Source organism: Myroides albus (assembly GCF_009711045.1).
GTDB lineage: Bacteria > Bacteroidota > Bacteroidia > Flavobacteriales > Flavobacteriaceae > Flavobacterium > Flavobacterium album_A.
In genome coordinates, this window is the sequence record NZ_WMJX01000005.1 from 130,013 (window position 1) to 141,731 (window position 11,719).

10 protein-coding genes are annotated in these 11,719 nt (G+C 32.7%); 9 read left to right on the top strand and 1 reads right to left on the bottom strand.

Features of this window, described 5'->3' with window-relative positions; translation table 11 throughout:
- Window positions 1-18 precede the first annotated feature (18 nt).
- From GJV76_RS04320 to GJV76_RS04360, 9 genes are all read left to right on the top strand, one after another.
- Window positions 19-1,011 carry a DNA-directed RNA polymerase subunit alpha gene (locus GJV76_RS04320; protein WP_155091408.1) on the top strand — a complete coding sequence of 331 codons (993 nt, stop codon included), beginning with the start codon at window positions 19-21 and terminating at the stop codon, window positions 1,009-1,011.
- 32 nt (window positions 1,012-1,043) lie between these two features.
- The gene (gene rplQ, locus GJV76_RS04325) at window positions 1,044-1,517 is read left to right on the top strand and encodes a 50S ribosomal protein L17 (protein WP_155091409.1); all 474 of its coding nucleotides are present in this window, start codon (window positions 1,044-1,046) and stop codon (window positions 1,515-1,517) included.
- Window positions 1,518-1,623: 106 nt separating this feature from the next.
- Complete coding sequence (carA, locus tag GJV76_RS04330; protein WP_155091410.1) at window positions 1,624-2,736, top strand: glutamine-hydrolyzing carbamoyl-phosphate synthase small subunit; 1,113 nt, start codon at window positions 1,624-1,626, stop codon at window positions 2,734-2,736.
- A 120-nt stretch (window positions 2,737-2,856) separates the two neighbouring features.
- On the top strand, window positions 2,857-4,146 hold the full coding sequence (gene eno / locus GJV76_RS04335) for a phosphopyruvate hydratase (RefSeq protein WP_155091411.1): 1,290 nt from the start codon (window positions 2,857-2,859) through the stop codon (window positions 4,144-4,146).
- A 282-nt stretch (window positions 4,147-4,428) separates the two neighbouring features.
- Window positions 4,429-5,712 carry a citrate synthase gene (locus tag GJV76_RS04340; RefSeq protein WP_155091412.1) on the top strand — a complete coding sequence of 428 codons (1,284 nt, stop codon included), beginning with the start codon at window positions 4,429-4,431 and terminating at the stop codon, window positions 5,710-5,712.
- Between the two features lie 116 nt (window positions 5,713-5,828).
- On the top strand, window positions 5,829-6,743 hold the full coding sequence (locus GJV76_RS04345) for a dimethylarginine dimethylaminohydrolase family protein (protein WP_155091413.1): 915 nt from the start codon (window positions 5,829-5,831) through the stop codon (window positions 6,741-6,743).
- Between the two features lie 10 nt (window positions 6,744-6,753).
- Window positions 6,754-7,689 (top strand): citrulline utilization hydrolase CtlX, encoded by a 936-nt coding sequence (gene ctlX / locus GJV76_RS04350; protein WP_155091414.1) that lies wholly within the window; start codon window positions 6,754-6,756, stop codon window positions 7,687-7,689.
- Between the two features lie 130 nt (window positions 7,690-7,819).
- Window positions 7,820-9,937, top strand: a complete 2,118-nt coding sequence (locus tag GJV76_RS04355; RefSeq protein ID WP_155091415.1) for a TonB-dependent receptor plug domain-containing protein — start codon at window positions 7,820-7,822, stop codon at window positions 9,935-9,937.
- Between the two features lie 12 nt (window positions 9,938-9,949).
- Window positions 9,950-11,392 carry an HmuY family protein gene (locus tag GJV76_RS04360; protein WP_155091416.1) on the top strand — a complete coding sequence of 481 codons (1,443 nt, stop codon included), beginning with the start codon at window positions 9,950-9,952 and terminating at the stop codon, window positions 11,390-11,392.
- A 157-nt stretch (window positions 11,393-11,549) separates the two neighbouring features.
- Here the strand turns inward: GJV76_RS04360 and GJV76_RS16065 are convergent, their stop codons facing one another.
- Window positions 11,550-11,687, bottom strand: coding sequence for a helix-turn-helix domain-containing protein (locus GJV76_RS16065; RefSeq protein WP_317162594.1), 138 nt, complete (start codon window positions 11,685-11,687; stop codon window positions 11,550-11,552).
- Window positions 11,688-11,719: the final 32 nt, after the last annotated feature.

Here is an 11,719-nt window from a genome sequence, read left to right on the forward strand (position 1 = left end):
CATTCAGTCGAAACAAATATGGCAATATTTAATTTTCAAAAGCCCGATAAAGTTATCATGATTGATTCGACCGATTTTAAAGGTAAATTCGAATTTAGACCTTTAGAACCGGGATATGGATTGACTATTGGTAATGCATTAAGAAGAGTTCTTCTATCTTCACTTGAAGGATATGCTATTACTTCAGTTCGTATAGAAGGTGTAGATCATGAGTTTTCTACTATAGCAGGTGTTGTTGAGGATGTAACTGAAATCATTCTTAACTTAAAACAAGTTCGTTTCAAACGTCAAATCGAAGATGTTGATAATGAAACTGTAAGTATCTCTTTTTCTGGTAAAGAACAAATGACTGCTGGTGATTTCCAAAAGTTCATTTCAAGTTTCCAGATCTTGAACCCAGATCTTGTAATTTGTAATTTAGATGCTAACGTGTCTATTACATTAGATTTGACGATTGAGAAAGGAAGAGGGTACGTTGCTGCTGAAGAGAATAGAAAGCCAAATGCACCTATCGGAACTATCTTTACTGATTCAATTTATACTCCAGTTAAGAACGTTAAGTATGCTATTGAAAACTATCGTGTAGAGCAAAAAACTGATTACGAAAAATTGGTTTTTGATATTATCACTGATGGTTCTATTCATCCAAAGGATGCTTTAACTGAAGCAGCAAAAACTTTGATTCATCATTTTATGCTGTTCTCTGACGAAAGAATTACTTTAGAGGCTGATGAAATTGCTCAAACTGAGTCTTATGATGAAGAATCATTACATATGAGACAGCTTCTAAAAACTAAATTGGTAGATTTAGATCTTTCAGTTCGAGCATTGAATTGTTTAAAAGCGGCTGAAGTAGATACATTAGGAGATTTAGTTTCATTTAACAAAAACGATTTAATGAAGTTTAGAAACTTTGGTAAAAAATCTTTATCAGAGTTAGAGGAACTAGTTGCAGTTAAAGGGCTAAATTTTGGTATGGATCTATCAAAATACAAATTAGATAAAGAATAATGTAGGCTGTGAAGTCTAAATTCTAGAAAGCAATGAGACACGGAAAAAAAATAAATCATTTAGGTAGAAAAGCTGGTCATAGAAATTCTATGTTAGCGAATATGGCTTGTTCTTTAATCGAGCACAAGCGTATCAATACTACTGTTGCTAAAGCTAAAGCTTTAAAGCAGTTTATTGAGCCATTAGTAACTAAAGCAAAAACTGACGATACTCATAATCGTCGTGTTGTTTTCTCTTACTTAAGACATAAAGATGCTGTAACTGAATTATTCAGAGAAGTAGCTGTAAAAGTTGGAGATCGCCCAGGTGGATATACACGTATCATTAAATTGGGTAACCGTTTAGGAGATAACGCAGATATGGCTATGATTGAATTCGTTGATTTTAACGAAATTTACAATGTAGCTAAGAAAGAAGCTAAGAAATCTACTCGTAGAGGGAAGAAAAAAGCTACTGAAGCTGATGCACCTGCTGTAGAGGCTACTAATGCTGAAACTAATGAATAGTATTACAATAACATATTGTAATTTATGATATAAAAAAGACATTCTTTTTAAGAATGTCTTTTTTTTTATTCTATTTTTGCCACAAATTCAATACAACTAAATTATAATGGAATACAATAAAAGAGATGAAGCTATCATAGTTCTATATGATGGTACTGTTTTTTACGGTAAATCTGTTGGTATTAAGGGTACCGCTTACGGTGAAATCTGTTTCAATACAGGGATGACTGGTTATCAAGAAATTTTTACAGATCCTTCTTACTATGGTCAAATCATGTTATCAACTACCGCACATATTGGTAATTATGGTGTTAATAGTGAAGAAGTAGATTCAGACAGTATTAAAATAGCCGGCTTGGTTTGTAAGAATTTTAGTTTTTACCACTCAAGACCTAATTCTTTGTCTGATTTGTATACTTATTTAGAAGAGCATCAGCTTGTCGCTGTATCTGATGTAGATACACGTGCATTAACTGCTTATATTCGCGATAATGGCGCTATGAATGCTGTGATTTCTACAGATGGAAAATCTATTGAGGAGTTGCGCGCTCTTGTTAAGAGTATTCCTAGTATGGATGGGCTTGAGCTTGCTTCTAAAGTATCTACTAAAGAACCTTATTACTTTGGAGATCAGAATGCGCGTTTTCGCGTAGCAGCTTTGGATTTTGGAATCAAAACTAATATTTTACGTTGTTTAAGTGAGCGTGATTGTTTTGTAAAGGTATTTCCTTATGATTCTTCTTACGAAGAATTGATGGCTTTTAAACCAGATGGTATTTTCTTGTCGAACGGACCTGGTGACCCAAGTGCTTTAGGTAAGTTAGGAGTATTGTCTGTTGTAGAATCGATTTTAGAAGGAGATTTGCCAGTATTTGGTATTTGCTTAGGGCATCAGTTAATTGGTTTGTCGCAAGGAGTTAATACTTTTAAAATGTTTAGTGGGCATAGAGGAGTTAATCACCCTATTTTAAATACGATTACAGGTCGTGGAGAGATTACTTCTCAAAATCACGGATTTGCTGTTATTAAAGAGGATGTGACTGCTAATGGTAATTTTGAAATATCACATCTACATTTGAATGATGGTACTGTAGCAGGTATGAGAATGAAGAATAAGGATGTATTTTCTGTGCAATATCACCCAGAATCTTCTCCGGGGCCACATGATTCAAGATATTTATTTGACGAATTTGTTGAGAATATGTCAAAAAGAAAGTAGCTAGTATTTTAGCTACTTTTTTTATGGTTTTAAGTTATTGGAAAAGAGATTGAGGAATTTATTAATTCATTATTTTATTCGTAAATTTGTTAATACTAAATTTTAAGACACAAAAAAGATATGGGTACAATTGTTAGTGTTCACGCACGTCAGATTTTAGATTCTAGGGGGAATCCTACTGTAGAAGTTGATGTAATCACAGATGGTGGTTTTATTGGTAGAGCAGCTGTTCCATCAGGTGCTTCAACTGGAGAACATGAAGCTGTTGAATTACGTGATGGTGGAAAGGCATTCATGGGCAAAGGCGTTATGAAAGCTGTTGAAAATGTTAATTCTATTATAGCTGAAGAAGTTGTAGGATTAAGTGTTTTTGATCAAAATGCAATTGATCAGTTGATGATTGATTTAGACGGTACTTCGAATAAAGGTAAATTAGGTGCTAATGCTATTTTAGGTGTTTCTTTAGCAGTAGCAAAAGCTGCTGCAGCTGAATTAGGTATGCCTTTATATCGTTATGTAGGTGGTGTTTCTGCTAATACATTGCCAGTTCCAATGATGAATATCATTAATGGTGGTTCTCACTCTGATGCTCCTATTGCTTTTCAAGAGTTTATGATCATGCCTGTAAAGGCTCAGAATTTTAGTCATGCTATGCAAATGGGAACTGAAATTTTTCACAACTTGAAGAAAGTATTACACGATCGTGGTTTAAGTACAGCTGTTGGTGATGAAGGAGGTTTTGCACCTACTTTAAAAGGTACTGAAGATGCATTAGACTCTATTAAATTAGCTGTTGAAAAAGCTGGTTATAAATTCGGTGATGAAGTTATGATTGCTTTAGATTGTGCAGCTTCTGAGTTTTATGTTGATGGCAAATATGATTACACTAAGTTTGAAGGCGATAAAGGAAAAGTTAGATCTGCTAAAGAACAGGCTGATTATTTAGCTGAGTTAGCTTCTAAGTACCCAATTATTTCAATTGAAGATGGTATGTATGAAGATGACTGGGAAGGATGGAAATACTTAACTGAAAAAATTGGTGATAAAGTACAGTTAGTGGGTGATGATCTATTTGTTACTAATGTTGAACGTTTAGAGAGAGGTATCAATCAAAATATTGGTAACTCTATTTTAATTAAAGTGAATCAAATTGGTACTTTAACTGAAACTATTGCTGCTGTGAATATGGCGAAAAATGCAGGATATACTTCTGTAATGTCTCATAGATCTGGAGAAACTGAAGATAGTACTATTGCAGATTTAGCTGTAGCATTAAATTGTGGTCAGATTAAAACTGGTTCTGCGTCAAGATCAGATCGTATGGCAAAATACAACCAGCTGTTGAGAATAGAAGAAGAATTAGGAGATGTAGCTTATTATCCTCAATCTAAAGCTTTTAAAGTAAAATAGATAAATCTTTAAATATATACGGCCTTATTGAAAAATAAGGCCGTATTTTTTTTATACTATTTTAAGTATTTTAGTATTGATTCTTCAATACACTTTATAACCTTTTTTTGTTAGGATAAACACAATGTAAAAGAGTTGTGATAATGATTTTAGTCGTTTTTTATGCTATTTTTTAACTTGTATGTATGCATATTAATTCTTACCTTTCCTACTGAAAACGTTTTGAATGTTTAAAACATAAGAAAAATAGAAAACTAGTAAAAAAAATAAAATAATAACAATATGTCTAAAACAGCTTATATAGAGGTTGATGGCCAAAGACACGAATTTCCTGTTATAGTAGGTACTGAGAATGAAGTAGCTATTGATATCTTGAAATTACGTGCTTTAACTGGAGCTATCACTTATGACCCTGGTTATAAAAATTCAGGTTCTTGTCAAAGTGCAATAACTTATCTTGATGGAGAAAACGGAATTCTAAGATATAGAGGGTATTCGATTGAAGATTTAGCAACAAATTCAAATTTCTTAGAAGTTGCTTATTTAATTATTTTTGGTGAGTTACCAACTAAGGCTGAAATCGAACAATTTGAAAAAGATATTCGCAAGTATTCATTAGTTAATGAAGAGATGAAGAATATTATTGATGGTTTTCCTAAAACGGCTCACCCGATGGGAGTTTTAGCTTCTTTGACTAGTGCTTTGACTGCTTTTAATCCTAAAGTTGTTAATGCAGATTGTAAAAAAGATTTGTATGAGGCTGTATGTAAAACCATGAGTAAATTCTTGGTTATTGCAACTTGGACATATAGAAAAGCTAAAGGGTATCCTTTAAATTATTATGATAACACGCAAAGTTACGTTGATAACTTTTTGAGATTAATGTTTGCGTTGCCAACTGAACCTTATGAAATTGATCCTGTTGTAAAAAATGCAATTGACAAGTTATTTATTTTGCATGCAGATCACGAACAAAACTGTTCTACGTCAACAGTGCGTATAGTTGGATCTTCACACGCTGGTTTGTTTGCTTCGATTTCTGCTGGAGTGTCTGCACTTTGGGGACCATTACATGGAGGAGCAAATCAAGCTGTTCTTGAAATGTTAGAAGCAATTCAGAATGATGGTGGTGATGTTGAGAAATATATTGCTAAAGCTAAGGATAAAGATGATCCTTTCCGTTTAATGGGATTTGGACATAGAGTGTATAAGAACTTTGATCCTCGTGCTCGTATCATTAAGAAAGCTGCTGATGAAGTATTAGGTAAATTAGGAGTAGATGATCCAGTTTTAGATATTGCTAAAAAGTTAGAAGAGGCAGCATTGAAAGATCCTTATTTTGTAGAAAGACATTTGTATCCAAATGTTGATTTTTACTCAGGTATTATCTATAGAGCGTTGGGAATTCCTACAGAAATGTTCACTGTAATGTTTGCTATAGGACGTTTACCAGGATGGATTGCTCAATGGAAAGAGATGAGAATAAACAAAGAACCTATTGGAAGACCACGCCAAGTTTATGTAGGTGAACCATTAAGAGAGTTTGTTTCTATCGATAAAAGATAATTTATTATCAGAGTATCTAAAAGCTGTATTTGTTAATGCAGCTTTTTTTATTGTCAAACTTTAGGATACACGTTTTTAGTATTGTTTTTTCCTATATTTGTGGAAAACACAAAGATATGTTACAGTTAAATGTAAAGAATGAAACTGCTCGTTTGCGGGCTGTGGTCCTTGGTACAGCTACCAGTAATGGACCCACACCAACTTTAGAAGAGGCTTATGATCCTAAATCATTAGAACATATTAAAGCAGGTACGTATCCTGTAGAAAGAGATATGGTCAATGAGATGGAGGCTTTTAATAAGGTTTTTCAAAAATATGATGTTAAAGTATTTAGACCAGAAATTATACAAGACTATAATCAAATTTTCACTCGTGATATTGGTTTCGTAATTGATGATAAGTTTATAAAGGCGAATATATTACCTGATAGAGATCGTGAGCTTGATGCAATACATGAAGTTTTAGACCAGATTAATCCCCAAAATATTATATCAGCACCTGAGGAAGTGCATTTCGAAGGTGGCGATGTAATGTTGTGGAATGATTATGTATTTATTGGTACATATAAAAGACCAGATTATAAATCACATATTACAGCTAGAACTAATAAAGAAGGTGTGGAGTTTATTCGAGATTTGTTTCCAAATAAAAAAGTATTGAGCTTTGATTTGGTGAAATCAAAAGTAGAGCCTCGTGATAATGCATTGCACTTAGATTGTTGTTTTCAACCAGTAGGGCTTGATAAAGCAATTATCTATAAAGGAGGTTTTTATGATGAAGCAGAGTATAGTGAGTTGGTGAAAATTTTTGGAATGGAAAATTTATTTCATATTGAAAGAGAGGAAATGTATCATATGTTTTCTAATGTTTTTTCAATTTCTCCTGATGTTGTTGTTTCTGAAAAGAATTTTACAAGATTGAACCAATGGCTCAGAAATAATAACTTTACAGTAGAAGAGATTCCTTATGCTGAGATTGCCAAGCAAGAAGGGCTTTTGAGATGTTCTACTTTACCGTTAATTCGCGATTAATTTTATTTATATGTTACAGACTACTAATACAATTTTAATGATACGCCCTGTTGCTTTTCGTATGAATGAGCAAACAGCAGTCAATAATTACTACCAAAAAGTTTTAGATAATCTTACACCTGCAACTGTTAATGCAAAAGCTCAAGAAGAATTTGATGCTTTTGTTGCTAAATTGCGAGCAGTAGGTGTTGATGTTATTGTTGTCGATGATACTGTTGAACCAGATACTCCGGATAGCATTTTCCCGAATAACTGGATTTCCTTTCACGAATCAGGTGAGATTGTTTTATATCCTATGTTCGCTGAGAATAGGAGATTAGAACGCCGTGAGGATATTTTAGATCTATTAGAGGAGAAAGGTTTTGAGATTACGGATGTATGGGATTATACTTCTGCGGAAGAAGATGATTTATTTTTAGAGGGTACAGGTAGTTTATTGTTAGATCGCAAGAATGAAAAAGCTTATTGTGCTTTATCTCCTCGTGCAGATGAAAGTTTAGTTATTGAGTTTTGCGAGGATTTTGATATGCATCCAATCATTTTTGAAGCATTTCAAAATGTTAATGGAGAGAGAAAACATATTTATCATACTAATGTGATGATGTGTTTAGCTGAGACATTTGCTGTAATTTGTGCTGATTGTATTGATGATAAACAAGAGCGAAAATTAGTTTTAAATCAATTGAAAGATTCTGGAAAGGAAGTAATTACTATTTCCGAAGAGCAAGTGAATAACTTTGCAGGTAATATGTTGCAAGTTAAAGGAACTAATGATGAGCTTTTCTTAGTAATGTCTACTCAAGCTTATAATAGTTTAACGAAGGAGCAGGTAAAAGCAATAGAGAAACACTGCTCTATCTTACACAGTAGTCTTGATACGATCGAGGCTTGTGGCGGTGGTAGTGCACGTTGTATGATGGCTGAAGTATTCCTTCCTAAAAACTAAGAGATACTATATAAAACGCATAACAAGATGTTATGCGTTTTTTTTATTTCTTTTTATTATTTAAAATGAGTTTAAATAATATTAATTATTATATTTGCATCAAACAAAATCAAATAGAGTAAATAAAAATATGGCTCATAAATTGGGATTAATACTTGGTTTATTTTCTTTAACATCGTTAATAGGTTATAGTCAAGATACACTTACAACTCCTAAACAAAAGTTAGAAGAAATTGTTATTTCAGGACAATACAACCCACAATCAATAAATAAGGCTATTAATAATGTTACAATTGTTAACCGTCAAAGAATTGAAAATCTTGGTGCAGTTACTCTAGCAGATGCTTTGAATCAAGTGATGAATATCTCAATCTTGCCAAACGCAAAGTCGGGTAGGTCATCCGTAAAAATGTTTGGATTAGATGGTCAGTATTTTACTATTCTAATTGACAATATTCCGATGATTAGCGATGAGGGTTTTGGTAATAATACTGATTTGACTCAGATTAATTTGGATGATGTTGAGCGTATTGAGATCGTTGAGGGTGCTATGGGGGTTGATTATGGTGCAAATGCTGTTACAGGTATAATTAATATTATTACGAAGAAAAGTAATATTCACGATTGGAATGTAAGAGCTTTTATTCAAGAAGAATCTGTAGGGAAGGAATATAATCTTAAGAACAAAGGTAAACACGTTCAAGGATTAACGCTAAGTCATAATATTAATGATAACCTTTTTGCTAGTTTGTCTTATACACATAATGATTTTAAAGGTTGGTATGATGATCGTAAGGGGTTTACATATTATGGAGACGAGAATAAAAGGGGGCATGAATGGCTTCCTAAGAATCAGAATAATGTAAAGGGTTTATTGACATATCACAAAGATTCTTACCGTGTTTTTTACAAGTTTGAATACTTTAACGAACGCATGAAGAATTACAATAAGTTATTTGAAGTTAACGAAGATCCAACTTTTGATACTTCGGATCCAATAGCCTTAGATAGAATAAATAATACAAAAAGGTGGTCTAATATTCTTAATACTGTAGGAAATGTTAATGATCTGTTTCGATTTGATCTATCCTTTTCTTATCAGAAACAAGAAAAAGAAGTTGATTTGTATCGTTATAGAATTAGGTATGATGAAAAGTTTGACAGATCTAAGTACCGAACAGAAAGTAGAGAGGTGTTTTTCTCCAGAGGTACTTTTAGTGATTTTATTAAATGGGAGAGAGCTAAGTTTCAAGTAGGTTATGAAATTACTGAGAATAAAGGTTATTCAAGTATGACGGAATCTTTTGGTGAAACTCCTCAGAGAAAATCTATTGGTAGTTATGATTTCTATGCATCGTCTGAAATTAATGTTCTTCCTAAGTTAACTTTGAGACCAGGATATCGTTTGATGACTTCGAATTTGTTCGATAGTCAGCACCAATTTAATGTTGTTGCCAAGTATATTCTACCTGGAGATTATGAATTAAGAGCTACTGTAGGAACATCTCCAAGATTACCTAATTATGAGGAGTTGTATACTTATTTCGTTGATGTAAATCATGATTTACAAGGTAACCCTAATTTAACACCTGAAAAAGGTAAGACTTTTTTTATGAACATTAAGAAAAGTATTGAGTTAGGCAATGATGTGGAAGTTTCTACAAATTTAACAGGAAGATATCTTGTAGTTGATGATAAAATAGATGTAATTGAAGTTGTGTCACCAGAGGGATTGAAGTTTAAATATGAAAATGTTGATAAATACAGAAATCTTGGTATTACATTCTTAAATCAATTGTCGTGGAATAATTTGGATTTAGGTATAGGATTCACTCTTTCAGGAGCTGCTCAGCAAATCTACGGAGCACCTGATGCTACGGATAAGTTTTTGTATACTCCTGAAGTTACAGCAAATGTGAGTTATCGTTTACCAAAATGGAATACTTCTCTGTCTCTATACTATAAGTATAATGGGGAAGAAACAAAATATAAGATGGAGAGTGATTTAACAGGAGATTATTATATTAAAGGAAAGCAGGAAAGCTATTCATGGCTTGATTTTACAATTCGTCAACCTTTTTTGGATCGAAAACTTGTGACAACATTAGGGGTTAGAAACATATTTGATATTACTGATATTAAGTCTAGTACTAGTTCTGGAACAGCTCATGCAGGTGGAGCTTCCTCAATTCCTTTGGGATATGGAAGAAGTTTCTTTGTTAAGCTACAATATGATTTAGGTTTTTAAATTTTTGAATATATGGAGAGTGTTTTTAAACACATATTATCACTTATTATTATTAGTACTTTATTTGTTTCATGCGAAAAGGATTCAAGTAACGGAAATAGTGAATCAAGGGAATTTATTGTTGCATTTCAAGAACAGTCTATTATTTATGAAAATATAAAAGAGGACAGAGAAATCGTTATGAACTTTTCTGATGTTGCCGAAGAAGATGGTACTGTTGAAATTGTTTTTCATGAAATCAATGCTACTTATGGTATCGATTATCGTTTGTACCCGGAGGCAAATAACAATAGATTAGTAGTCCCTTTTAAAAAAGGTACAAGAACTGTAAGTTTTCAATTTAAGAATTTAATCTATCCTTTTGATCGCAGAGATAAAACAATTCAGTTTCATATAGATAAGGTTAATTATAGTATAAAAGAACCTTCTATTAAAGGATACAGCTCGATGGTTATTACATTCGACGCTGCTCTTGGAGGAGTAATCTCTCCTAATTTGGGAGGCCCAAATGAAGAAAATCAGGTTTATGTTGATTTAGGTGGTATTGCTACTTACGAGGTAAAGAGAGATTCTTGGGATTTAGCTTTTTTTAGTGGAAACGAGCATGTTGTCAAACTCAATAGCTCTATTTATATGGCTGCTGGAGAATTTGATAGTGTTAATCTTGATCAAGTAACTGAAGGTCAATTAGAGTCTCTTAAACAGTCTGTTCAAATAGGTACTTTTGATGCTACTAATGTGAAATACATTGATTTTCCAGATGGAGATCTTAATAAAACTGCTATCTCTAAAGTTAAGAATGAAGACAATGAAAATAAAGTTTTTCTTTTGAATTTAGGATTTAAACCAGGTATAAATGATGGCGTATCAGTCGGTTCGGTGAATGTTAGTGGTGAATCTAGAGGATGGATGAAAGTTAGAATATTGAAACGTGACAATGGATATTTATTGCAGTATGCACGTCTTAATGAGAAGACACACCAAGAAGTTCTTATTACTAAGAACAATGCTTATAATTTTCAATTTTTTAGCTTTGATAGTGAATCATTAGTCGCTGTTGAACCAAGTAAAGGTAAATGGGATTTAAACTTTACAGTATTTACTAATACAGTTGATCAACAGGGAACTCCTAAAGGATCATATGGTTTTTCAGACTTTATTTTGCATAATCGTTATGGCGGTGTCCTTGCTTATAGAGTTAAAATGCCATTACATAATAAAGATTACTATAAGAGTTTTAGCAAAGAAGATGTTGAAGAGAATCTATTTAGTGATGATTTGCGTACAATAGGAAGTACATGGAGAGATGTAGCAAATGATAAAATTCTTTATAAGGATGTATTTTATGTTGTACGTGATAGTAAAGGAAACTTCTATAAGTTTAAAATGTTAAGTTTGAGAGATGAGAAAGGAAATAGAGGATTTCCAAAGTTTGAATACAGATTACTTGAATAAGTAGTTTTAAAATATTAAAAAGTTACATGGAGATTTGTTGTCGCGCTCTTTGTAAGTGATTCAATTGAATTACAAATAGCATTTTGTATTTGTTGTTTATTGAGTTGTTAGTTTATTTTTGTTAGAAGAACCCCAAGTATGTCGCACTTGGGGTTTTTTATTTTCTTCTAATTTTCCCAGGAGTGATACCGTAGCTTCGCTTAAATGCAGTTGTAAAATGTTGTACATATTGATAACCACATAAAACAGCTATTTCTTTAATTGGTTGATCTGTGTTTTCTAATAATGTGGGTATTCCGGTCTAAACTGAACAGGTAATTCCGGTTT